26 protein-coding genes are annotated in these 22,457 nt (G+C 40.2%); 15 read left to right on the forward strand and 11 right to left on the reverse strand.

All coding sequences use genetic code 11. From position 1 onward, the window contains the following. Positions 1-514 precede the first annotated feature (514 nt). From PVE40_RS04690 to PVE40_RS04705, 4 genes are all read right to left on the reverse strand, one after another. The gene (locus tag PVE40_RS04690) at positions 515-868 is read right to left on the reverse strand and encodes a DUF2513 domain-containing protein (RefSeq protein WP_274730734.1); all 354 of its coding nucleotides are present in this window, start codon (positions 866-868) and stop codon (positions 515-517) included. Between the two features lie 17 nt (positions 869-885). Beyond that, positions 886-1,605, reverse strand: a complete 720-nt coding sequence (locus PVE40_RS04695; protein WP_274730735.1) for a Fic family protein — start codon at positions 1,603-1,605, stop codon at positions 886-888. A 115-nt stretch (positions 1,606-1,720) separates the two neighbouring features. Beyond that, on the reverse strand, positions 1,721-2,104 hold the full coding sequence (locus PVE40_RS04700) for a DUF5388 domain-containing protein (protein ID WP_274730736.1): 384 nt from the start codon (positions 2,102-2,104) through the stop codon (positions 1,721-1,723). Between the two features lies 1 nt (position 2,105). Next, positions 2,106-2,921: a ParA family protein gene (locus tag PVE40_RS04705; protein WP_274730737.1), complete on the reverse strand. Its 816-nt coding sequence runs from the start codon at positions 2,919-2,921 to the stop codon at positions 2,106-2,108. Positions 2,922-3,737: 816 nt separating this feature from the next. Between PVE40_RS04705 and PVE40_RS04710 the strand changes: the two genes are divergently transcribed. From PVE40_RS04710 to PVE40_RS04730, 5 genes are all read left to right on the forward strand, one after another. Beyond that, positions 3,738-5,207: a primase C-terminal domain-containing protein gene (locus PVE40_RS04710; RefSeq protein ID WP_274730738.1), complete on the forward strand. Its 1,470-nt coding sequence runs from the start codon at positions 3,738-3,740 to the stop codon at positions 5,205-5,207. Positions 5,208-5,535: 328 nt separating this feature from the next. Further along, a complete protein-coding gene (locus PVE40_RS04715) occupies positions 5,536-5,724 on the forward strand; it encodes a hypothetical protein (RefSeq protein WP_274730739.1) in 189 nt (62 codons plus the stop codon). A gap of 22 nt (positions 5,725-5,746) precedes the next feature. Beyond that, positions 5,747-7,105, forward strand: coding sequence for an ImmA/IrrE family metallo-endopeptidase (locus PVE40_RS04720; RefSeq protein WP_274730740.1), 1,359 nt, complete (start codon positions 5,747-5,749; stop codon positions 7,103-7,105). A gap of 852 nt (positions 7,106-7,957) precedes the next feature. Next, a complete protein-coding gene (locus tag PVE40_RS04725; RefSeq protein ID WP_274730741.1) occupies positions 7,958-8,434 on the forward strand; it encodes a hypothetical protein in 477 nt (158 codons plus the stop codon). Continuing rightward, a complete protein-coding gene (locus PVE40_RS04730; protein ID WP_274730742.1) occupies positions 8,431-8,976 on the forward strand; it encodes a hypothetical protein in 546 nt (181 codons plus the stop codon). The genes PVE40_RS04725 and PVE40_RS04730 overlap by 4 nt, the downstream gene beginning before the upstream one ends. Before the next feature lie 186 nt (positions 8,977-9,162). Here the strand turns inward: PVE40_RS04730 and PVE40_RS04735 are convergent, their stop codons facing one another. Continuing rightward, entirely contained in the window at positions 9,163-9,363 is a 201-nt protein-coding gene (locus PVE40_RS04735) for a hypothetical protein (protein WP_274730743.1), read from the reverse strand. 407 nt (positions 9,364-9,770) lie between these two features. Here PVE40_RS04735 and PVE40_RS04740 point away from each other — a divergent pair, with 407 nt between their 5' ends. After that, a complete protein-coding gene (locus PVE40_RS04740; protein WP_166063830.1) occupies positions 9,771-9,854 on the forward strand; it encodes a type I toxin-antitoxin system Fst family toxin in 84 nt (27 codons plus the stop codon). Between the two features lie 263 nt (positions 9,855-10,117). Here PVE40_RS04740 and PVE40_RS04745 read toward each other — a convergent pair whose 3' ends face one another. Both PVE40_RS04745 and PVE40_RS04750 read right to left on the reverse strand, forming a co-directional pair. Then, complete coding sequence (locus tag PVE40_RS04745; RefSeq protein WP_274730744.1) at positions 10,118-11,038, reverse strand: relaxase/mobilization nuclease domain-containing protein; 921 nt, start codon at positions 11,036-11,038, stop codon at positions 10,118-10,120. Continuing rightward, complete coding sequence (locus PVE40_RS04750; RefSeq protein ID WP_274730745.1) at positions 11,035-11,484, reverse strand: plasmid mobilization protein; 450 nt, start codon at positions 11,482-11,484, stop codon at positions 11,035-11,037. Before PVE40_RS04750 ends, PVE40_RS04745 begins: the two co-directional genes overlap by 4 nt. A 248-nt stretch (positions 11,485-11,732) precedes the next feature. Between PVE40_RS04750 and PVE40_RS04755 the strand changes: the two genes are divergently transcribed. Next, positions 11,733-12,179, forward strand: coding sequence for a hypothetical protein (locus PVE40_RS04755; RefSeq protein ID WP_274730746.1), 447 nt, complete (start codon positions 11,733-11,735; stop codon positions 12,177-12,179). A gap of 55 nt (positions 12,180-12,234) precedes the next feature. Here the strand turns inward: PVE40_RS04755 and PVE40_RS04760 are convergent, their stop codons facing one another. From PVE40_RS04760 to PVE40_RS04775, 4 genes are all read right to left on the reverse strand, one after another. After that, positions 12,235-12,930 (reverse strand): hypothetical protein, encoded by a 696-nt coding sequence (locus PVE40_RS04760; RefSeq protein WP_274730747.1) that lies wholly within the window; start codon positions 12,928-12,930, stop codon positions 12,235-12,237. 390 nt (positions 12,931-13,320) lie between these two features. Continuing rightward, positions 13,321-13,548, reverse strand: a complete 228-nt coding sequence (locus PVE40_RS04765; RefSeq protein ID WP_274730748.1) for a hypothetical protein — start codon at positions 13,546-13,548, stop codon at positions 13,321-13,323. After that, complete coding sequence (locus PVE40_RS04770; RefSeq protein ID WP_274730749.1) at positions 13,535-13,780, reverse strand: hypothetical protein; 246 nt, start codon at positions 13,778-13,780, stop codon at positions 13,535-13,537. The genes PVE40_RS04765 and PVE40_RS04770 overlap by 14 nt, the downstream gene beginning before the upstream one ends. Positions 13,781-13,824: 44 nt before the next feature. Then, a complete protein-coding gene (locus PVE40_RS04775) occupies positions 13,825-14,067 on the reverse strand; it encodes a hypothetical protein (protein WP_274730750.1) in 243 nt (80 codons plus the stop codon). A 289-nt stretch (positions 14,068-14,356) separates the two neighbouring features. Between PVE40_RS04775 and mobQ the strand changes: the two genes are divergently transcribed. From mobQ to PVE40_RS04815, 8 genes are all read left to right on the forward strand, one after another. Then, complete coding sequence (gene mobQ / locus PVE40_RS04780) at positions 14,357-16,372, forward strand: MobQ family relaxase (RefSeq protein WP_274730751.1); 2,016 nt, start codon at positions 14,357-14,359, stop codon at positions 16,370-16,372. A gap of 14 nt (positions 16,373-16,386) precedes the next feature. Then, on the forward strand, positions 16,387-17,022 hold the full coding sequence (locus tag PVE40_RS04785) for a hypothetical protein (protein ID WP_274730752.1): 636 nt from the start codon (positions 16,387-16,389) through the stop codon (positions 17,020-17,022). An 81-nt stretch (positions 17,023-17,103) separates the two neighbouring features. Next, the gene (locus PVE40_RS04790) at positions 17,104-17,742 is read left to right on the forward strand and encodes a hypothetical protein (RefSeq protein WP_274730753.1); all 639 of its coding nucleotides are present in this window, start codon (positions 17,104-17,106) and stop codon (positions 17,740-17,742) included. Then, the gene (locus PVE40_RS04795) at positions 17,720-18,052 is read left to right on the forward strand and encodes a CagC family type IV secretion system protein (protein ID WP_420828511.1); all 333 of its coding nucleotides are present in this window, start codon (positions 17,720-17,722) and stop codon (positions 18,050-18,052) included. Before PVE40_RS04790 ends, PVE40_RS04795 begins: the two co-directional genes overlap by 23 nt. Before the next feature lie 17 nt (positions 18,053-18,069). Further along, entirely contained in the window at positions 18,070-18,411 is a 342-nt protein-coding gene (locus PVE40_RS04800) for a conjugal transfer protein (protein ID WP_274730755.1), read from the forward strand. After that, complete coding sequence (trsD, locus tag PVE40_RS04805; RefSeq protein ID WP_274730756.1) at positions 18,408-19,070, forward strand: TrsD/TraD family conjugative transfer protein; 663 nt, start codon at positions 18,408-18,410, stop codon at positions 19,068-19,070. The genes PVE40_RS04800 and trsD overlap by 4 nt, the downstream gene beginning before the upstream one ends. Positions 19,071-19,083: 13 nt before the next feature. Next, positions 19,084-21,048, forward strand: a complete 1,965-nt coding sequence (locus PVE40_RS04810; protein WP_274730757.1) for a VirB4 family type IV secretion system protein — start codon at positions 19,084-19,086, stop codon at positions 21,046-21,048. Between the two features lie 14 nt (positions 21,049-21,062). After that, positions 21,063-22,457 (forward strand): hypothetical protein, encoded by a 1,395-nt coding sequence (locus PVE40_RS04815; RefSeq protein ID WP_274730758.1) that lies wholly within the window; start codon positions 21,063-21,065, stop codon positions 22,455-22,457.

Consider the following 22,457-nt stretch of genomic DNA (forward strand, 5'->3'; position numbering starts at 1 on the left):
AGGAAAAAGCTCTCGGTCTGCGGCAACAGAACAAGAGCCCTCTAAAAATTTAAAATTTTAACACCTACATGATACCATGGGTAGTGACTTTTTGCGCTTTTTTTAGCTTGTGTTTTCATATAAAAAACGGTAGAATCCTTTTTTAAATTGTGATTTGTCAAATTGAACTAAACAGGTGTCTCTTCACGTATATAATCCCCCAAAACCCCATCTAAAACCGTTTATTAAAGAATTTCTATGGGAATAATTTCGTTAAGAAGAACCTGAAAAGACAAACGCTTAAATTAGTTTAAGCTCATAATTTTTTCGTTATTTAACCAAGTTCAATCAAAAGAACTTTATTATTCCGTGATTAAAAGCATTTCATTGTAATCATCTTTCTACTTAATTAAACCCAGACGTAAACCAGAGGTTGATAAAAATAACTACTTGGTAGATAGTTCCTTATAAAATGGCAAATCTTCAAATAAGTCTATTTAAAGATTACTTTTAATTTTTTATGTTCCAAGTTCTTTTATAATATACCTTTTGCTAGCTCACCTAAAAGAGGCAATGAAACTCCCACTACTTTAGAGGCGGCTTTTTTAGTTTTATCCCATATTCTAGGATCTCGGATATTATCTAAGTATATGTGCCCGTCCCATGTAATTGAATTAATCGCTAAATAAATACTATTATCATAATAGGTATCAAAATTTCCATTAATGTATCCTGCCTCAAATAATTTATTGGCCGTATATGTCTTTATTTCGTTTGAACACTCTCTAAGTTCAGGAAAATCGAGAAATTTTTGGTGAAAAATAGGTTCATCATTTCGAGACTCGATTACAAGCAAAATATCTCTTACACACTCCTTATTAAGCTCCATTTCACACTCTTCCTTGATTAGTTATACTTAATTTTCTCTTTTTCCATATTTTGGAAAGATTGCATACGTTTCTGTTCTTTCTCCAAGATTTCCTTTGCGAACTGAACAAAGCCGTCTACATCTTGATTGCCTAAAAACTCGATATACTGAGCTTTGGTTCCTTTCTCAATAATTAAAGGCGGGAAGCCATATTGTAATAAAGAGTAGTTCATTACCATGCGCCCTATTCGTCCATTACCATCGGAGAACGGGTGAATGCGTTCAAATTGGATATGGGTATCTAAAATTGCAGCAAGCTTCTCCTCGTCCGATTTTGCACTCTCTAAACGGTATTCTAAATTATCAATGAGTTGGATCATGAGCGAAGGAGTTTCTGCCGGAGAAGCAGTTTGTAATTCAGCCCCGATAATCATATTTTCATTTTTTTTGAACTGACCTCGATCATATTGCAAGCGATCGGTTAAATCTGCATGGATTTCTTTTACAATCTCAATGGATAGTGAATCCCCATTTACTAAATGCTGGATCACACGTTCAAAAGCTTGTTTATGGTTCTCAATCTCATAGAACTCACGAACAGTCGCTTTCCCACTCGTCGGTAAGGTGCCATTTAAGATGATCGAAACAGTAGCAGGTAATGAAATGGTATTCCCTTCAATTCCAGCCGAATGGTGAGCCAATCGCACGAGAATATCATCAAGATAATCTTGTGTGAATGTATCTAAAAAATGTCTCATGTGCTCGCCCTCTCCCTTCTTTTACACTTAATTAGAGTTACACTTAAGGGAATTAAAAAAACTCCCCCTAAGTGTTAAAATGGTATAATGTTAAAATGTTATATAACATTTATGCTTATTTATTTACTTTCTTTTGATGTCTCTTCACATCTTTATCTTCGTAAATTTGGACCAAATCCTCAAATCGTTTTACGTCGCTTTCGTTCAAATTCTCAACATATAGATTCACAAAAGTCTCTACCATTTCCTTTTGACTATCTGAATGACCCATTGTAATCAATGCCGCTATCTTATTACGTATATGATTGTCTACGCGAATGTTTACGGGTTCCGTCACAAAACTAGATACAATCGCTTTTTCTTTTTTTGAAGGTTCTTTCGTAAAATTATCCTTATCAATATCGACACGACTCACCTGATTATTTATTTCAATCTTCGGGCCTCGGGTTAGTGTTTTTTTATTTTTGTTTTTTATCTGATCATGATTCAATAATGCCATTCTACACCCCTACTTTCTCTAAACGACTCAAAATTTCGTTAGCTACGTTGGTAAATGTTTCATGGACTCTCCGATCATGAATGTCTCGTGGATTATCGGTAACGCCTTCCATATCCATCCGCTTAATCCGTTCCATAATCGATATCTTATTCTCAAAAACATTGTCAGGTCCAAAGCTTTCCAGTGCTGCTTTAAGAATTTCTTCGTCAACACGTGCGCCCTTCTTACTTAATACCGGCAAGATACCTAAGATATCTACAGGAGAATGGAATTCATTAATTAATGTTTCTTGTAGGTAAGTGATAAATACTTCTGCCCCTGATAGAGAACGCTCTTGTGTTTGTAGGACGACTATAATTTGATCACATGCATAGAAAGCCGTGTCATTCAACAAACTCAGTGTCGGCGGCACATCTATGAAGATGAAATCATATTTAGCTTTTAAAGGTTCAATTAACTTTTTAAAAAATGATACACGATCTATTTCATTGTCAAAGTTTCTTTCTAGGTACCGTGCATACATAGAAAAATCAACGGCATTAGGAATCAAGGTAAGGTTCTCATTAATATCGATCGTTATTTCGCTCAAAGGAATTTGATCGTTGATTGCTCCCATCAATGACTTATCGATGGTGATAATATCACTATCAGCCGATTTCGTCTTTAAAAGTAAGGATGTCAGGTTTGCTTGCGCATCAAAATCAATAATGAGTACTTTGTGTCCTAATTTAGCTAAGTTGTATCCCACCAATGCTGTCGTAGATGTTTTCCCCACTCCTCCTTTAAAGTTTGCAAAACTCATAACGGTTGCTTGCATAAAACGAACTCCCCCTAAATGTTATTTACCATTATCATACATGAAGTCGGGTAAAAAGTATACAAAACCTGCCCCAAAATGTTAAAAAACATTAGGATACTCCTTATCAAATAGGATTAAGCCCCCCAAAGTGTTAAAGTGTTAGAATGGTAAAATGTTCAAATGGTAAAGTGTTAGAATGGTAAAGTGGTAAAATGTTCAAATGGTACAATGTTATTTCTTCTTTTCGTTTGATTATAAAGGTTGGTAAATCAACAAAACAAAATGTCTCCCCCAAAGTGTTAGAGTGTTAGAGTGGTAAAGTGTTCAAATGTTAGAATGGTAAAATGTTAAAGTGTTTAAATGTTATTTACCACTTTAACACATCTTTTTTTTTTGGTTGAAAAACGTTTACAAACCATTGTTTAATCGCTATCTTTAGAACATGGTAAGATAATTGAATACAAAAAAAGCCCCGTAGACGCCAATCTACGAGACACACAAAACTTCACTGGTTTTATGTGTCTATTATACCAGCATCTTTTGGTGTTGGCAATAATGGGACTTTTTTAACACTGTAGGGGACAAGCTGCAGCCATGAAAAACTGGGACCAAGGGGACCGGTTACTCTCTAGCCGCCTCAATAAGTAGAGACAGGAGACCACTCAGGCACGTTGTTAGCTGCCATGAATGGCGTTTACAACCAATCACATGTTAGGTTTTGTATTTGTTACAGATAATAAAATATAGGATTTTATTTTTTAAATAAACAAGAAGACATTTATTACTTGATAGTCAGGTGATAAATGTCTTCTTGTTTAGGGGGGAGGAATAGTCATGACAATATCGCTTATACTGCAAAAAGGTATCAAAAAGCATAAGTATAAAAATAGTAAAGTTAGCTTGATGAAAGAACCAAATAGTGGTCGAAACGGCGCCATATTTGGTTTTTACAACAAACCAGCTATGAACGCTGGAAGAGGATTTGTCATGACTTCTGAAGAGGCAGTTTTGGAGAATGAATCCAGATTGACTCATTGGACGCCCAATGTCTATCGTTATGGCACCTACACTGATGCTAGTCGTTTAATCGTGAAAGGTCATCAGGAGCAAAATCTGTCACAAATAAACACATTTATTGTTGATATTGATACTAAGGAGACTCCGGTGGGTGAGCTTGTTCTAGCCTGCTTGGATTTGATTGGTTACCTTCCTACGCTCATTTTAGAATCGACAAACGGATACCAAATCTATTTTGTACTGGAAACACCTGCTTATGTGACGAAACATTCGCAATTTAAAGTCATCGCGGTAGCAAAGAAAATATCTAAAATGCTTCGCGAAACATTGTCTAAACACGTACCAGGAATCGATTTAGGATGTAACCATTTCGGCATTGCCCGTTTCCCTAATCAAAAAAATATCGTGTATTATGCTCCGGAACACCGTAAAAGTTTTAAAAATTGGATGGCGTGGTCCATGAAGATGGCATCCGATCAAGAGTTAGAAGCAAAGAAAGCTTCAAAATTAGTTATCTACCCGGATAAAAAAACGTATCGTCAGGTCGATGAACCGTGGTTCGAGTTATTGTTAAAAAAATCAAATATCGTGGGAGGGAAGGGTAAATTAGGGCGAAATAATGCGCTGTTTACGCTTGCTTTGGCATACTATTCTTCCGAATACAGCTACGAAACCTGTTATTTTAACCTTTTACAATTCAACGAACAACTGCAAGAACCATTAAAAACGGATGAATTCACGAAGGTATTAAAAAGTGCGTATTCTGGTCGCTACCAAGCAGCGCATCGCGATTTTATTTTGGAGTTGTGTAAAGAATGGGTTTCACCATCCCTACAAGAAAAGGATTTATTCATTTCAAGAAAAGGGTGGTGGAAGTTCAAAAAGCCGCGTGAACAACGAAAATATAGTCATTTAGAAGAGTGGGAAGCGGATTTTATGCGCTATCTGTTGCAAGAGACGCACACAGAGATGTATGTGCGTGCGTCCAAAAAAGACCTGGCTGAAAAGATTGGGATGCCATTACGGTCCTTCGATCGCTTGTTAAAGAAGTTAACCCATGAAAATAAGATTGTCCTGCGTGTTAAAAAAGGACGGAATGGCGGCTTGACCGTTGCCAGCGTTCATCAGTTGTTGGGTGCTCTTTTAGTAAAAAACAAAGAAGAAAAAGAACAGTATTTGGAACAACTGAAGCGTCTTTTTAATCGCGCCATCAGCTGGTGGGAGAACCTTTTGCCAGCTGATGATCGTCCACTCATTCAGACAACGCTACAGCTCGATACCGGTTAAAATTAAAAGATGCCAATTGCCTTTTACAATATATCTTTGATAATGTCTTTCTTTTTTTAGTGGCTGTGTCTATTTAGTGGCAGCGAGTTAGAATCATTTGTTTAAACTTAATCAGATGTTTTGTTTGAATATTTTCTGTATCTGTTTTTTTAGTTTGTATGTTAAGGGTATTGTTACGCCCATTTTTCTTGCGCTTTTGCAAGGTTGAACGAAGCAAAATGCTAAACGATGGGATAATGGTTGCTTTCTAACTTATTTTTTAGTCCAATAGAGACAGCAATTCTGTTAGAGACTGTTTGAAATACGTTTTTTAGAGAGGTGAAGGGGAATGAGCCAGGTATTAGCCTTATTGTTAGACGTTGAAGAAGAAAATATGGCCTGTTTTTATCTGCCGGAGGAGAAGAAAGAAGTCGGGTTTATGGTCAGTGATGATTTGATTGCGGAGTTTAAAGCAGCGCTGGAAGAAGAAGACAGTTATTTTGTTACAATTGATCCCGAGATGAAGCAGGTTGTCTGAGTGAACCGAAAGGGGAAGTGACATGGCTTATCCATATAAAAAGAAATCAGCGGAAGAACGTAAAATAGAAATTGATACGCTAACCGATCACATGAACGAAACCTTACAGAACTACGCCGTTAATCTGACGGACTTAAAAGCATTTCTGGCTTTCATGGACCAGTTCCGGGATTATTCGCTAAAGAATCAATTACTGATTCGATCCCAGTTTCAAGGCGCCTATGGTGTGGCTTCTTTTAAGACATTCAAGGATTGGGGATTCTCTGTTTTGAAAGGGGAAAAAGGGATCAAAATCTTTGTTCCGGTTGAAATTAAGCAATTTAAGACGAAACAAGGGACCTGGAAAAACATCAGTTATGCAACAAAGGAAGAACAAGCGTATTTAGCGGCACATCAAGATAAAATTGAAATCCGGAAGCGATTAGGCTTCAAACTGGGGACGGTCTTCGACGTCACCCAAACGAATGCAAAACCAGAAGATTACCCGACCTTATTCCCAAATCGAAAAAATGATTTCCACTATGCAGGGGAAGATTTGACCGTTTTAAAGCAAACATTGGTGCGTTATGCCAGTAACCAGAATATTCCTGTCGAGACGGCAAAGATTACCAATAGTGCGGCCAAAGGCTATTATCGTCCCGACACACACACGATTGTTTTAAGCGATCGCAACAGTGAAAGCGAAAACATTCATACGTTGATTCATGAATTGGCGCATGCTGTTCTGCATAATCAGGAAAAAATGGCTCAAAAAGCGGAGGATTTGCAACGGACACCTGTTATCGAATACCAAGCTGAAATGACGGCGTATATTGTGGCCCATCATTTTGGATTGGATACAGAAGTTCATTCTTTGCAATATACGGCGCAATGGACCAAGAATTTAAAAGAAGTGACACAACTAACGGAGGCATTAGAGGAAACCAGAACGGCTTCGTATGCGATAATTGAAGCCCTTGAAGCTATTTTGGAGAATGAATTGATAAATAACCAAGAAATAAAAGAAAACGCCCAGGAAGCTAAAAATAACGATTTTAGGGATCATTTATATGCAATCAAAACAATTGAACCGATTGCTTCAATCGGTAATAGTACGGTTTATGATTTGAAATTGCAGTCAGAAACAAACGAGGTGCAAAATTATCGGATCTTAACGAATCACTCACCGTCTGAAATAGGCGAAAAGTGGGCGGGATCAAAAACAAAATTGGAATGGAAAAAAGAAAACACACTCACAGACTTCCTCGAAAAGCACCCAGATGTGGCTTCTGGGGTAGCGAAATTTAAGAATCTGGAAAAAATTCTTTCAGGAAGCCCTGAACCTTTACCTATCTTTGTCGCAGCACGCCAAAAAGATTTGAATAACGAGATGTCACTGTGATTATAAAAAAATAAACGCAACAGACCATCGGCCAAAAGGGCTGGTTTCCGTTGCGTTTTTTTATTTGGAACTAGTTATTTCCCAGCTCCAAAATAGTGAGCAAATTGAAGCCAAAAAAGGGGGTTATTTTTTTGGCAAAAGTGCGAAAAAAAACAACAATTCCAACGATTTACAGCTCTCTTTGGGCTTGTTATCGTGCAATTTTTTGTTGCAGGAGTTGCTATTCTTTTTCGGCACGCCATTTCTCGACATCATCGTTCAACACTCTTTGAATGGACGGAAGCGGAGCTGAAAGCTGTTTTCAGGCTCAAATTTCGCTTCTGTGGCGTTTTTTTTCTTGTTTTGGGTTATTTCTCTCTTACAAGAGCGTACCTTATATTTTTTATTTTGTAAGGTCTTGCGGGTCAAGTCCTTAAACGTAGTTATTGGCTCACGAAGTAGTGGTTTGAAGAGCGGTTTTCAATGTTTATGGTACGCTAATTTATGTCCTATTTGCCATGAACACCACGCACGATGGTAACGTGTAGAAGTATTGCAAACGTCATTTATTTCACTACAAATACCTCTTATTACTGCATAGTAACAATCACTGTTATAAAAATTAACTAATTCGGCAATCTTTGCCAGTTCGCTTAAACCGTCGGTCATGATATCCCCCCCATTTCCAATTACTATTTTTCTTGTGAGAATGATCTATGTAGCAACATTCATATTTAAATAATAACTTAATTAAAAATGAAAGATATGATATAGTGATTTGTAATCGGTTGCAAAAAGAAGAGATAGAAAAAATATCGATTAAAGAAAGAACTGTAAATAGTAGTTTATTCAAGGGATAGGAGGAAAATATAATTGTTAGAAAGTAATTTAGCAAGATTGTTATCTCAACCTGGATTCAATATTACAGATGAAGAAAACAGATGCCTATACGATAAACTAAAAAAAACTATTAAATTCAAAAAAACCTCAACGGATGAAGTTTCAGAATTTTTAGTAAGTCATTATCAAGCCAAAAAAATTCCTAATGATTCTCCAATTATTAAACATTATAAAAGAACATTCTATGAGAATATAAAAGATACCTCTTCTTTTTCGCCTTTATCCGAGGAGTCTGTAAAATTTAAAGGTTACAGAATAGATAACGATACTGCTATCTTTTTTGAAAATAACTATGGTTACTTTGTGATTGACGGTATAGATAGTGTGAGAATAGATACTTTATTTAAAGATATTTTATTATTCAGAGGAATACAGGAAAAAGAATTGATTCAACTTAGATCAATAGCAATTAATTATATTTTATATATTAGTCAGGAGGAGATAATATGAAAAAGCATGCACTATTATTGACCGTGTTTTTTTCTTTTTTCTTAATAATTTTTAGCACCCCTGTCTTTGCCGATGAATTAATTAACCTTAATGCGGATGAAATTATTTTAGGACCTGATCCTCAAGTTATTGATGAGTTTGCAATTGATTTGCATGATGGGAGTATATTAGACGGAAATATTCAGCCTTACGCTATTGGAATAGATGTTATTAATTGTAAAGTAGTAGCTTCATATGATAGTAATGGATTAGATATCTACACAGAACTATATCCTACAGGGCTTACTTCACCAAAGTTTTATGAAATGACGGGACAGACTAAAGTGTATGTAACATCTCCTTATACAGGACCTCAATACGCATATTCACTAGCACAACGTACAACAAGTACTAGAATTATTGCTAAGTATATTGAGACAGAATTAAAGTTTAATTCTGGATATAAAATTCAAATCACTTCATCAGGTACAGTTTATGGAGGAAATATAGTGGGAGGAGGCGGCAGCTTTTCAAGAACAATTTCCAATGTAGTTATACCTTGATTATTATGGATTTATTAATATAAATGTGATTATTTAAAATTAAAAGGCAAACTAGCATATCGTTAAAACATAACTAATAAAAAGCAGACAGGGATAAATAGCCTGTCTGCTTTTTATTAAATTTACTATACAATCATGCTTTCTGATTCGATAGGATAGTTTAAAAAGTCGAAAACCTCACTTTACCTAAGTCTTATTGCCTTCCATTTTTGAGCGAAACTGTTCCAAACGCTGATCAAATTTAGCTTGTTCCTCTGCGGCAAGAGGTTTTTCTTCAGGTGGGACATAGCCCTCTTTTTCCCATTCTGGCAGTTTTTCTTTCCTAGAAACCTTCTTCTCATTTCGAGAATGTGATTTTTCTTCTTTTGTTTGTTGTTTTAATACCATGCGAGAAATCGTTCGAATCGTATGGTTCTGAAGCAAATGTAAAGGTATATCCTAAAACCTTGTTGCCACGTTTTTTTGATTTATTTTTTGTATTTTTAGATCTTCAAAAATATCACTTAATTCTTTTTTTATAGGATTAAGTACTTTTTGGTCTCTCTGTCCTACTTGGTAAGACTAAGGAAACCTTGCTCCGCAAGCTTCCAAAAGCATTAAAAAAATCAAAACCGTTGGCAGGAAAGATTTTTGGGCGGAGGAGCCTACTACTTCCTACTTCTTAACCGCGTCTTTTTCCTAAAAACCTTCTTTGTTACAGGCTCACTTCGTTCGTGCAGGGCAAGCCCTATATACCCAAAGGCGGATGTGTTATATTAATCAACGGCAACTTGCCCCTAAAGGGGGTGTTGTTCATGAAAGACTTGATTTCGTTAGTTATCGCACCACTTCTTGTGGGACTAATATTAGTATTGGTTGATCATTGGTTAGATGATTAGCGGTAACAAGCAAGTTGCCACCTAACCCACACGTCTGTCGTCGCAGCAGACGCAAAAAAAGCCACACCTATTCGTAGTAGGCGTGGCTTTGTGTCGTCCATGAGACTTAATTTCGTTATCGCAAAGTAATTATAACACGTAAAAAAAATGACAACAACACCAATGACTTTCCTGCTACAGCTCTCTTTGCGCTTGATCTCGAGCAATTTTCTGGCGCAGGCGCTCATAGTCTTTCTCGGCACGCCATTTTTCGACATCATCGTTTAACACTCTCTGAATGGACGGCAACGGAGTAGAAGGTCTATTTTCAGGCTCAAATTTCGCCTCTGTGACGTTTTTATTTTGTTTTTGGGTATATTTCCCTTACGAGAGCGCAAAAGCTCTAATTCAGCCTTAAAATTTCTTCTCAAGTGATCGAATATCTTATCTGTCGTCAATCCGTCAATCAGGGTAGTGGAGCGCACCTTGTATTTTTTATCTCGCAACAGCTTGCGGGACAAGTCTTCAAACGTGGTAGTCTGCCCACGAACCACCACACCAATCTGGTTTTCCTGCAACGTGTCTAAAAAGTCATCCCATGAGGTGGTGGTTTCCAAAGCAGAGGTTACTTCTCGTTCCATGCGCCCTTTCCAACTGTTTTGTGGGTTTTGGCGGTTATAAGCCGTTTTTTGCGTGATTTTTTCTTGTGACATGGGTTCCAGTCCGTATTCTCGTGCGATTTCGTCCGCTTTTTCCCTTAAAACAAAGAGATTCGGGTGGTTGTAATCCGCTTCTTTGCCTTGCTGATAGCGGTATTTGGACACGTCCATTTGGAATTTGGAGCCATCTTCCATGCTGACAGCGTTCATGACAATGTGAACGTGCAGGTGTCCCTGGTCGTCATGGACGTAGCAGACAGACTGATTATGCTTCGAGATCGCTTGTGCCATTTTAACGCCCATTTTCAGCGCTTTACGTTGGTGTGAAGGATTCTTAGGGTCTAACTCATCAGGAGCGAAGGAGAAGGTGAAATGGAGCGCCTGACGCCCTTTTTCCTTGCCATAAGCAGTACAGACACGCTCAAAATCTTTTTCAGCGGTATCGGCAAAGCAATGCACCCCTTCTTTCATGACTGCCTTCTTGTCGCAGTATTCAAGGGTGTTTTTGGCAGAGGTTGACCCGCCAATCAGCTTAAAAACACTCATTCTTGCGCCCCCTTCTCCATTTTTTCTTCAAACTTCTCCAGACGGGAGCGGATTTTTCCCATTTCGTCCGCAAGGCGGTTGAACGCTTTCGCTTCCTCTCCCGACTTCACAAAAAGTGCAATTTCAAGGTCAGGGTTACGATCCCTGCCAAAAGAAGCGGTATCGTGGGAAGTCGAATCGTAATACAGCTCTAAATTTTTGGCTCGGGCGATTTGGTTGAGGTTGCTCCCGATTTTCCGCAACTCCGCTTTTGTCCGTTGAATCTCCAGTATGTATTCGGAAATGGTAGCCATGACTTCCCTGTCCTCTTTACTGTCAATCGAGGTTACATCTACCGCTAATCGCTTGGCATACTGGTTCACACTTAGACCGACTTCTTTTGCGTTCTTTTCCGCCTTGTTATATTCAGCAGTATTCATGTAAAACTTAATCTGTTTATCTGCCATTCTTCTATCAACTCGTCTCTTTTTTAGTAAACTCAAAATAACATGAAACATGTATAGAAGTAAGCAGACTACACCGGTACCATTCCATGCGTTTGCTTCGCTCTCTCCTTCCATTTTCCGGTGTAGATAGAGTGAGGATTCCCCACGCCCCTTTTTGGTAAACAATCTTGACCGAACGTACAAACTCATTCATGATAGCTATATAGACACATAAAACAGTTATAGAAAAAGGAAGGAGAGAAAAGAACGTGGTAGAAAAAAGCGGACAAACACCCGAAGAAGTTATCGCCCAAATGAAGGCCGATATGGAGGCCAAATACAAAAAAGAACGAGAAGCATTAGCACAGAAAAAGAAGGAGGAACGCAATGCCATTCGTCGCATGGAGCGGAAGCTCAACAAAGAGGAACAGGACAAATTAGGTAAAGTCATTTATGACACATACGGCATAAAATCAGTAGTCACACTGAAAAATGAGTACGAAGTTGTCAAGAAGGGAAAATCCACCTCTGCGGTGCAGGAGCAAGCCATTCCTGCAGGAATGGTTCTAGTTCCCGAAGAAAAAATGGCATTGATCCAGTCCTTTTACAAAGAGACAGGCGAGTGGTGCTTGCAGAAACAGCAGGAAGGCGGATTGAAAGACACGTCTGTTCCTAATCGAGTAGCCAATTTCTTCCGAGAATTTTTTTCAAAATAAAAAAACCTCCCAGGAATAAGAGAAAAATCTTAATTCCTAGGAGGATTTACCTTTTTTATTGTAAACTATCTATTTCATATGTAGTAATTTCATTATCTGTTAAGACATTCGTTAAAATCGTATCATTTGAGCTTGAAAAGGATGTTGTATTATTTTCAAGGCGAATAAAAACATCATAACCATTAGCACCAAGGTACAAATCTCCTGTAAATTCATCTTGTTGTAAAGCTACTACATATTCATTACCAGGAATAAAGGTAAAATATCCCTCGCCTTTATAATCAAAATATGTTTGATCCAATTCTTCATCGGTTAGTTTATCCCATCCGTACTTTCTAACACGCTCAGGATCGGAAATCTCTATTTCTTGACGTGCCGAAACCAGACCGCCCCATTGATATATAGCTGTTTCACCACTTGATATTTTACCTGCTAATACTTCAATTATTTCAACGTGAATCGGTGTTACTGGTGTTCCCGATTCTGGATCAATAAAAAATCCCATTTCATTTACACTGTTCACGCGAATTGCTACGGCTAACTCAGCATCTTTGAATATTTCTTCAGGTTGTGAAACATCGAAAGCCCAACTATTTTCAATATCGACAGGAATAATTTCTTTTTCATTTTTTTCAAAAGCAACGCTATCTTCTGGAATCTCAGCATTATTTTCAGAAGTCATATTCTCAGTATTGGTGCATGCAGTTAGTCCTAGTATGGTAATAGAAGTAAATATAATTTGCTTTAACATGACAAACCTCCTCAATATTTTGCTCTTTAAGATTATTATATACCAATAAATTGAAATGCTTACAAAATAATCACGTTTAACTATTTTGTAAGCATTAGTATTCATATAGAAATTTTATTCTTGTTTGTTGCCCTTTTCTTTTTTTAAAAGGGGTCCATTTGCCTATTAAAAATAATTTTTGTCAAATTTACTGTTCGCATTTATGTCTGAAAGACATAGCAAGGGATGCAAATCCAAGTAAAGAGCCTAAAAGAGAAACAGCAATAATTTTAGCCGTTTTTTAAATCAAGGGATTTTTTCAGATATAGACATAAGTGCCTTCTTTAATATAATTTTCATAGTATTTTTATTCATAACGTGCTTTAAGAATATAAATAAAGGTAGTAAATACTAAAGCTTGTATTTACTACCTTTATTTCCATTTACATATTCAGAAAACATTTTTAACAATTCTTCGGTTTCTTCAACCGATAAATGCTCAGCCTCAAAATACTTTTCCAGGAGGGCACCTTTTTGAATCAAACGCCGAGTTCGTTTTTTTCGCTCTAGCTGACTGTCTCGGAGGAGCGAACGTTCAAGACAATTTTTTTCTTGTTCCAATTTTTTAATTTGTGGCATTTTTCTTCAACTCGTCTTCATTATTATCGAAGGGTTGTGTGTATGAATCGTCATAAAATGTTTTGAACTTGCTTGCTAAAGCTTTCATTTCTTTTTTATTTAGCTGGTCGTAATCCAAATCCAATACCGCTATTATTTCTTTCCCTAAATCCTGTTCAATCTTTTGTTTTTCTAATGCAATTTCCTCTTTAATTTTTTCCAGTTGTTCGAGTTTTTTATTTATATTTGCCATGGTTGTTCTCCTTTCACTTCTAAAAACACTCCATTGAGCTTTATTTATTCATCTTGATAAACCGCTTGAACGATCTTTTCTAAATGGGTCTGATTAGCATGAATTTTATTTAAGTGGCTTAAAATCCGCTTCAATTTTTCTTCGGTATCCTTTTTAAATTCATTTTTAGAAAGCAGATTGCTAAGTTCATAGCGGGCTAGTTTCAGTTGCGAAAAATTATACAATTCCTGATGGTCGGATTCCAAATTATTATTCTCGAGATACGTTACAAACTTTTCATAATCCATTACGTATTCCCCCTTTAATTGTTGCGATTGCTATATCTCACAAGTGACTGGAAGTGTTTCAAATTCCTATGATGCGCTTTCAAAGTAAGTATCCCACAACCAAATGACTATGGGAAACAAAAAGGACGTGATACAATAATCCCTGTAAAGGGCGCACTTATACTCCATCTTTTATTTCATAAAAATAGAGTTGCTAATTGTGCTCAATAATCAGCGTGGGGGTTAAAATTCACCTCCTGTTCATGTAGAAAAACCAAGATAAAAAAATGAAAAGGAGGTTCCGCTCACCATGGCTATTTATCATTTTTCCGGACAGATCATATCCCGCAGCAAAGGCCAGTCGGCGGTCGCCAGTGCTGCTTACCGCAGCGGGGAAAAACTATATGATGAACGGTACGGACAGACCAAGTTCTATAAACGGGAAGTAGCACCCATTACTTTTATTCTCAAACCGGATCATGCACCGGAATGGTGCTTGGAACGGGAACGCTTGTGGAATGAAGTTGAGAAGCATGAGAAGGCGAAAAATTCGCAGCTCGCACGTGAATTCAACGTGGCCTTGTCGGTTGAACTATCCGTGGACCAACAAGTCGCCTTGACCAAGGAATATTGCCAAACAGCCTTCGTTGACCGGGGGATGGTGGCGGATGTAGCAATTCATCTGGACGACGCACACAACCCGCACTTTCACGTGATGCTGACGACCCGTCCGTTTGATGAAAATGGAAATTGGGGCATTAAATCCCGAAAAGTTTATTTGTACGATGAAGAAGGTAATCCGCTTTATACGAAGAGCGGCTATCGCGCCAATCGGAAGGAGAATGTGACCGATTGGGATCATAAAGAGACCATGCATGAGTGGCGAAAAGGATGGGCCGATTTAACAAATACGTACTTAGAAAAAAATGGCTTTTCCGAACGTATCACTGAACAATCACATGCTGCTTTGGGCCGCGTTGACCAACCGACTATCCACGAGGGCGTTGTTGCCCGTGAGATGACTAAAAAAGGAAAAATTAGCGATCGCGTCCAGATAAATGTCTTGATTAAAAAGGAAAATGCCACTCAAGAAATTTTACAAGATGTGAAACAAGACCTGCGGTTTACAGAAGAGAGGGAAGGGATTCAGCGCCTGCTTTCGCCGAACGAGAAGAAACAAATTGCAGCTTTGTCAAAAGAACTCAAGCTATTTATCAGCTATGACAACCTGGTCGAAAAGAAGCGGATTTTGGTCAACTGGCTCACGAACGAAAAGACGGCTGTCTTGTTTTCCGATGGTCCCTCACGAATCGAAACCATCCTATCTCAGGATGAAAAAGTGGAGGAAGCCTTCACACTCATTGCCAAAGAAAGCAACCGGATGATGGCCCGTTACTATCCTGAATTACAGGTCGATCAACTCAGCCAACATGCCATTAACCGTTTAGCAGAAGAAACGATGCAGCGCGAACGCCCGCTAACCAAAGAAGAAACGAATCAGTTTTTAACGGTGGAAACCAATCAAGAATTGGCCACATACCTGAAAATCATTGCGAAACAACCGCTGGAAACGTATGATGAATACAACAAACGTTATAATCGCTTACAGACGCAACTGGAAACCTTCAAAACCAACTATCACATTGCTCATTTTACGCCGGAAACGTTGCAAAGTCTTACTTCCGAACAACAGGCGGCACTGAAGTATATTGTGAAGGATTTCGAACGCACCAAACTCGCCTTGAAAGTGATTGATGGCTACTACGAGGCCAAAATCAACCGCGTTTTCCCAACCCTGGATGTGGCAGGATTATCCATTCACGAGCGCATTTTATACGGAGATGCGATTGATTATTATGGCGATCGTTTAACGCTTTCGACCTTGCAGAACATTCATGAACACCCTTTATTCAAGTATGATGATAGTGCTTATGAACTACTGGCACGCTATTTGAATGAACCACGCCAACGAAGCGCCATTCAGGCAACATTGGCTGCAGATTATCCGACTCTGGCCGAAGAATTACAAGATCCGCGCCTGCGCACGATGGTATGCAATGAAGTGTTGGAAAAAGGGTTGGTTGCTGAACAAATTGTGACAGATTACGTACAAACGCTTCAAAAAGAAACAATCTATCCAGAATTTCAACCACAAAAAGTATCCCTTCTTTTCCGGACCCTCTTCCGTCCACAAAGATTGGAACAAATTCTGAAGCAAATCGCCTATGAAGAGGCACAACAGATTCATGACCAAGAGCGCCAACACAAAAAAGCCCTCCGGAAAAAGAAACAGAATCGGATGAAAGGGCTGAGAGGCAATCGTTAGAGAGGAGCCCCCTTTTGAAGATAAAGTTTTCTTTTACGGACCAAAACTATCAAGAGCTTGTCCAGCGCGCCAACTTCTTAGGTATTTCTCGCACAGCCGCTATCTTGTTACACTTGTATCTTTATGAAGAGGCATTTTCAGATCTTTCTCAAGATGATTTGCAAGTGAAGTTAGATGTATTTGAACCAGATCGCAACACCCTTCAGGTGCTCGTACCAGACGCGCTTGTAGCTACATATGAAAATCATAAGACCTATTTCCTTTCCAGAAGTGCTTATTTCACGGGTTTTTTAAATGCTGTTTTAACGAAAACAACCGGTAAATGGCGAACAAGTGCTCTCCTCTTGGAACGGACGCCTACGACGGTTAACTTAGACGAGAAAATAGCGAATCAGGTAGAGGCATTCTCACAGCAGACGGGTCTGCAATTCTCCGTTATCGCAACCTATTATCTCGCCTATGCGCCGCTCGATGTGGAAGGGCGACCATGTGAAGCCACGGAGAAAGTCCAGTTTGGTGTGCGCCTCACTGATTGGGCACACATCCGTCTAAAAGAGCGTGCGTACGCGATGAATCAAAAACCCAATCAAGTCCTTTCAATCGGGTTCCAGGATTTTTTACAAAAAAAGATTTTTCCCAGGGGTTATTAGTTGTATTCTACTCCTGTGCCCTTTATTATATCAATAAAGATAAAACAATCGTAATTGATATAAACAAAAGTAGGTGAGTTGATGATTATCGAGAAATGGTCCCACTCAACGTCACCGGTCCTTATTCTGCGCAACGACGAGAAAGGCCTGCTATACAATCATGTGCTCCAAACAAAATCGTATGCGGAACAAAAACGACTCTTACAAGAAGAAGGACAGCCACTTGCGACCTTACGCAAAGCTCTTTTGGAACAGGAAGCCAATCGCACTGTCACCATTAACCCAGTTCGTTTGCAGCGCTTTTTAGAAAATCGCGGTGAACGAGAATCCATTTCAAAGGTCAAGACCATTGATTTTTCAAAATTTCATATGCACACGAAAGCCATTTTTAATGAATTAACGTTTATTGGTGCGAGCGTCGCGCAAGGATTTATTGAATTTTATGGGATTGAGATGGCCGGTATTGTTGAAGCCTATGAGCGCCGCTTACGCATTATCGAGGAAGAGGAAATGGAAACCGGCAAAAGGTCTGTTTATATCGGTAAAATTTCCCAAGGAAACGTCCGTTATTTTTCGCCCAATTTAGAAACGATTGAATCCGCCCAAGAGACCCTCCGTCACTTTCAAGAGAAGCAGGCAATCAAAAACCGCGTTGCGACTGATTCCCCGTCTATTGCCTTGACCCGGAAAAGGGAGGATGATCCTTATGAAAAAGAATAGAATGGCTGTCATTGGTACAAGTTTAGCAGGATTCTTTGTTATGAATCCTGTTCTTGCTAGTGCAAATGCAGCCCAAGTTGAAGCCAAGCTACAAAATGCTGGAAACGTCGTGCAATCCATTTTAACGGGATTGGTCGTTCTGGTGGGTGTATGCGTGGCTCTTTTTATTATCATCAAACGCCTGCCGCAGGCAGATAATCCCCATGAGAAGAACGAAGTCTACCAAGCAGTGGGCCGTGTGGCCGGACTCGTCGCATTGGCAGCAGCCGTTGTATGGATCCTGCCATGGGTATATGGTCTATTCGTTTAAAAAAGGGGGATGAGAACGTGGCAAAAAAAGGCAAAGAATTTATCTTCGCTGACAACGTGAACGCGTCCTATGGTGCTTTTTTTGGCTTAAACCTGAAGGATTTGGTGAGCTTAGTACCAAGTTTTATTCTCTCGCTCTTATTACTGGCCATACCGCCGTATACGCTTATTTTTATGGGGATCAAATTGTTCCTCTTTTTCTTGATTAATGTCGGGGCGATTGCCATTAAAGTCTCCCGTCCAGTCAAATACCGGAGCAACATTACCCTGCACCGCTATCTGAGTTTTAAGAAACAATACCAGAATCGGCAGAAGTTGTTTTATATCCGTCCGGTCCAAAAAGCAGGTGATGGACGATGATGGTCTTTAAGAAAAATAAGGCGAAACCGAAGCCGAACTTAAACCCGTTATTCGATTATGAGCCGCAACAACTGGAAATCGGGAAAGAAACGTTGCATGAGATGAGTTTGATCCAGGCACAATACTATGATTTTCTAGTTACGAAGACCGGTTATCTGGTTTGTCTCCTCAAAGGGACGGGAATCAACCTTGATTTACTCAATGCCAGCGAACAAGAGGATGTCTTCAACGAGTTCAACGCCTTTCTAATGAGTACGTTGGAAGAGGCGGACGTGCACCAGTATCTGGACATGACGATTCCGGTCGCGTTTGACGACTACGTTCTATTCTGGAAAAAGCGCTACTTACACGTCCTGGAAGAAGAACCGACTAACGTGGCCAAGATTACCTTGATTGCCAGTTATGTGGACTATTATCAAACGTTGCAGTCTACGAACGAAATGAGCACAAAAGTCCACGTGATTGTTTTACGAGAAAAGCTGACCGACAAAACCAAGACCAGCCTGGAATTAGCCGCGGCCCATTTGACGGAAAAGAGCCAACATTTTATCCGCGAACTGGAAAGCAGTCTGGAAAGTTACGATATGGAAGTGACACGACTCAACGCCCATGATATCCGAGGGATTTTGAAGCACCTCTTCAATTTTTCTCAGCATTGAAGGAGGTGCCGATATGCGATTCTTTAAGAAGAAACAAGAAACAAAAGTGGAACGCCCCGTTTCGACCGAAGACTTGAGTAATCTGGACGACTTCCTGGACCGCAACAGTTTAGATGATGTTTACCCGTTCGCATTCGAGGAATTTTCCGATCATATCGAAAGTGGCGATAACTTCATTCGCGTCATTGCGATTGTCGATTACCCGAAAGTACAATATGGCAACTGGTTATCCGAATTGAAGCGTAAAAAGGGAAATATCACCATTGTCCAGTTTCTGGAAGGCAGTTCCTCGTCCAAGATGATTACTCACTACAATGACACAATCAAAAACAAGGAAGCCGAATTACTTAAAACCTATGACCCTCTCAAACAGAAGAAACTCAAACAGCAAATCGATACCGCCAACCGTCAATTGGATAAATACCTGGAAAATCATTCCGGATATATCTACCAGTACACCTACCTCTATCTCCAAGCCCACACGCTCGCACTTCTTGACGATTTGACGGACAGTATCCAAAAGACCCTGATCAAGTTGCAGATGAAAGCCATTACCCCGATTAAAGGCATGTTCCAGACCTTCTGGTCCGCCATGCCGATTGCCGAAAATTTACTCAAAGATTATACCTACAAAGAATCGAATACCGAAATCGCGTCCAGCATGTTTTCCTTTGATGACGCCGAAATCTTAAACCTTTCGCCACGGAGTGACGTAGAAGGCATTAACCGCGATACCAATAGCCTGGTGGCCATTGATTATCTCGACAAAAAGCATTCCCTTAACCAAAATATGGTGGTCATTGGAACCAGTGGGGTCGGTAAAACAACCTACATGATCCAAAAGATCCTGCGGTATGTGGCGAAAGGCGTGAAAGTCTTTATCGTCGACCCTGAAAATGAATATTCAGCGATTGTCTCCCTGCTCGGCGGCACGGTCGTCCATTTGTCGTCCAATGCGCAAACGAAAATCAATCCGTTGGAGATTTTTTCGGAAGACATTGCCGATATGGACGACGATATTCCCGTCACGATGGAATTGCTCTTAAAAGATAAAATCCAGCGCGTGAAAGGCTTCTTCCAAGTGTTGAAACCGGATCTCACGCAAGTGGAAAAGGCCGTCATTGATACCGTGTTAAGGCGCACGTATGAAGCGGCTGGGCTGTTTGACGCTCCTAGTACCCACGAACTGACGTCAACGGATTATCCCGTTTTAGCGGACGTTTACCAGCAACTGGAGCGCTTGAAACAGGAAGATGCGGACCGCTTTCGTATTGTCCGCGATTTTTACTATATCCTGGAAAGCTACGTCCACGGTTCGACGACCTTGTTCAATGGGCATACCAATATCGATATCACGGCAGATTTGGTTTCCTTTGATTTAAAGGCCTTGCAAAGCGAAGCGGACGTCCAAGCCGCTGCCTATTTGAATACGTTCAGCTTTTTGTGGGATGAAATCACCAAGAACCGGCACGAAAATATCAAACTATTCGTGGACGAGTTCCATTTTCTGACCCTGAACCCGGATGCTGCGCAATTTTTTTACCAAGCCTTTAAGCGTTTCCGGAAGTATAACGCCGGGGCGATTGCCGGTACCCAGCAGATCCAAGATGTGTTGGACGGGACCATGACCGACGGTCGCAACGTCGGGGAAGCCATTATTGGCAACAGCTACACGAAAGTGTTCTTTGGCCTCGATGATAAAGGGGTGGAAGATATCACCGAAAAATTGCGGATGAACTTCTCCGAGAAGGAAAAGAAGTTGCTGGCACGCCGGAAACAAGGGGAAGCGCTCATGATCCATGGCTCCCAACGTGCCTTCATGAAAGTCGCCTTAACAGAAGAAGAGTTACGTTTAATCGATTCCGATCAGTACGCCGAACGTTACCAAACGGACCCACACGAAATTCCAGCCTATGAAGAACGGATCCGCATGACCCCAAGTGAGCTGGCGGAAGTCCACAACTTCTCATACGAGTAAAGGAGGGATGAGAGGTGCTGAAAAAGAAGGCGTTTCAAATTTCCAACTTTGAGTTTGGCAGCAGCCAACTTGAGGCGGATCAACTGGTTTTAGAACTCTCGAAGGACCAATTTTCTTATCATAAAAGCAGCGAGTTGGCAGAGGTTCAACAATCCCAACCTCTGTTTCTAGATTTGATGGGCGTTCAAGAAGACGACACGCATGTCACCTTGACGTATCAACTGACGGAACATTTGAAGCCGATGCGGGCTTTGCAGAAAGAGGAATATGCCGTCAAATTAGCGATTTGCCAACAAGTTATGCGTGACAATATCCTAGAAAAAACGAACGACTATGTGAGTATTCACCCGTCTACCGTCTTTTACTACCCGATGCAAACCGTTCGCTACACCTACCGCGCCAATGCGGTTATGCCCCGGGAAGGGAAGTGGGTGACGGTCCAACGCTATAAAGCCTTGATCCTGTCCATTTTGACAAGTGTCAGTTACGAGATTTGTTTGACCGACACGGTGAGTGTCAGTCGCAAAGGCAATGCCTTGATTCAATCCATTGCTGAAGCGCAGACACCGTTGGAGTTGACCGAAATTATTGACGATGCCTATAACTTTGTCGTCTATGCCTATATTCAAAACCGGACCAATTTCACGACGGGATTCAAGAAGAAAACGATTTATGGCATGTTGACGAGTGCCGTTCTTGTCCTGACCGCGGTCGGCGTGACGAAATACCTGGCTGATCAGGAGCGAAATGAAGTTGTGGCCGCTATTGAGTCCCACCTCGTGCAACAAGAAAACGAAATTCAGGCACAGAACCATTTATTAAAGGGAGACTTTTCGCAGGCGGTGCAGCTCTATCAAGAAGCCGGAAAAGAAGCAGCTTTTCTGGCCGACCTGTACTTCCAAAACGGTCTCTACCAAGAAGCGCTGGATCTGGACCCTGCCTACTTGGAACCTGTCATTCAGACACTTTATGCCAACGGCGAACAAAGCCGTGTTATCGATTTGACCCTGCCAGAAGAAGCAGCTGACTTACAGGCATTGTTGCAGTTAGAAAAACACATTGTAGCCTACAACACGGAGGCCCTCTTGAACGCTTTGCCGTTTTTAGAAAGCGAAGCAACCGCCACACGGATGGGGGAAGCATTTTTGGCGAATAATCACCTGCCTGGCGTGGAGAAGGTACTGGAGAAGTTTTCGATTACTACCTTGAAATTAGAACTAGCGATTCGCCAAACCGAAGCCGACTTAGCGCAGGCTGAACAGGCCCTTTCGGAAGTAAAAGACGATGATAAGCAGAAAGAAGAAAAGAAAAAAGTCCAAGAGCACACGATTACCGAACTCACCAATCGAAAAGAAGCGTTGCTGACCCAATTGAAGCAAGAAAAGAAGGTGGGCGATCGGGATGGATAG

Source organism: Jeotgalibaca caeni (genome assembly GCF_028863945.1).
Lineage (GTDB): Bacteria > Bacillota > Bacilli > Lactobacillales > Aerococcaceae > Jeotgalibaca > Jeotgalibaca caeni.

Coding starts and splice junctions, on each gene's coding strand:
- PVE40_RS04690 (WP_274730734.1), bottom strand. CDS start 868: ATGGAGCTTAATAAGGAGTGTGTAAGAGATATTTTGCTTGTAATCGAG.
- PVE40_RS04695 (WP_274730735.1), bottom strand. CDS start 1,605: ATGAGACATTTTTTAGATACATTCACACAAGATTATCTTGATGATATT.
- PVE40_RS04700 (WP_274730736.1), bottom strand. CDS start 2,104: ATGGCATTATTGAATCATGATCAGATAAAAAACAAAAATAAAAAAACA.
- PVE40_RS04705 (WP_274730737.1), bottom strand. CDS start 2,921: ATGCAAGCAACCGTTATGAGTTTTGCAAACTTTAAAGGAGGAGTGGGG.
- PVE40_RS04710 (WP_274730738.1), top strand. CDS start 3,738: ATGACAATATCGCTTATACTGCAAAAAGGTATCAAAAAGCATAAGTAT.
- PVE40_RS04715 (WP_274730739.1), top strand. CDS start 5,536: ATGAGCCAGGTATTAGCCTTATTGTTAGACGTTGAAGAAGAAAATATG.
- PVE40_RS04720 (WP_274730740.1), top strand. CDS start 5,747: ATGGCTTATCCATATAAAAAGAAATCAGCGGAAGAACGTAAAATAGAA.
- PVE40_RS04730 (WP_274730742.1), top strand. CDS start 8,431: ATGAAAAAGCATGCACTATTATTGACCGTGTTTTTTTCTTTTTTCTTA.
- PVE40_RS04735 (WP_274730743.1), bottom strand. CDS start 9,363: ATGGTATTAAAACAACAAACAAAAGAAGAAAAATCACATTCTCGAAAT.
- PVE40_RS04740 (WP_166063830.1), top strand. CDS start 9,771: ATGAAAGACTTGATTTCGTTAGTTATCGCACCACTTCTTGTGGGACTA.
- PVE40_RS04745 (WP_274730744.1), bottom strand. CDS start 11,038: ATGAGTGTTTTTAAGCTGATTGGCGGGTCAACCTCTGCCAAAAACACC.
- PVE40_RS04750 (WP_274730745.1), bottom strand. CDS start 11,484: ATGGCAGATAAACAGATTAAGTTTTACATGAATACTGCTGAATATAAC.
- PVE40_RS04760 (WP_274730747.1), bottom strand. CDS start 12,930: ATGTTAAAGCAAATTATATTTACTTCTATTACCATACTAGGACTAACT.
- PVE40_RS04765 (WP_274730748.1), bottom strand. CDS start 13,548: ATGCCACAAATTAAAAAATTGGAACAAGAAAAAAATTGTCTTGAACGT.
- PVE40_RS04770 (WP_274730749.1), bottom strand. CDS start 13,780: ATGGCAAATATAAATAAAAAACTCGAACAACTGGAAAAAATTAAAGAG.
- PVE40_RS04775 (WP_274730750.1), bottom strand. CDS start 14,067: ATGGATTATGAAAAGTTTGTAACGTATCTCGAGAATAATAATTTGGAA.
- mobQ (WP_274730751.1), top strand. CDS start 14,357: ATGGCTATTTATCATTTTTCCGGACAGATCATATCCCGCAGCAAAGGC.
- PVE40_RS04790 (WP_274730753.1), top strand. CDS start 17,104: ATGATTATCGAGAAATGGTCCCACTCAACGTCACCGGTCCTTATTCTG.
- PVE40_RS04795 (WP_420828511.1), top strand. CDS start 17,720: ATGATCCTTATGAAAAAGAATAGAATGGCTGTCATTGGTACAAGTTTA.
- trsD (WP_274730756.1), top strand. CDS start 18,408: ATGATGGTCTTTAAGAAAAATAAGGCGAAACCGAAGCCGAACTTAAAC.
- PVE40_RS04810 (WP_274730757.1), top strand. CDS start 19,084: ATGCGATTCTTTAAGAAGAAACAAGAAACAAAAGTGGAACGCCCCGTT.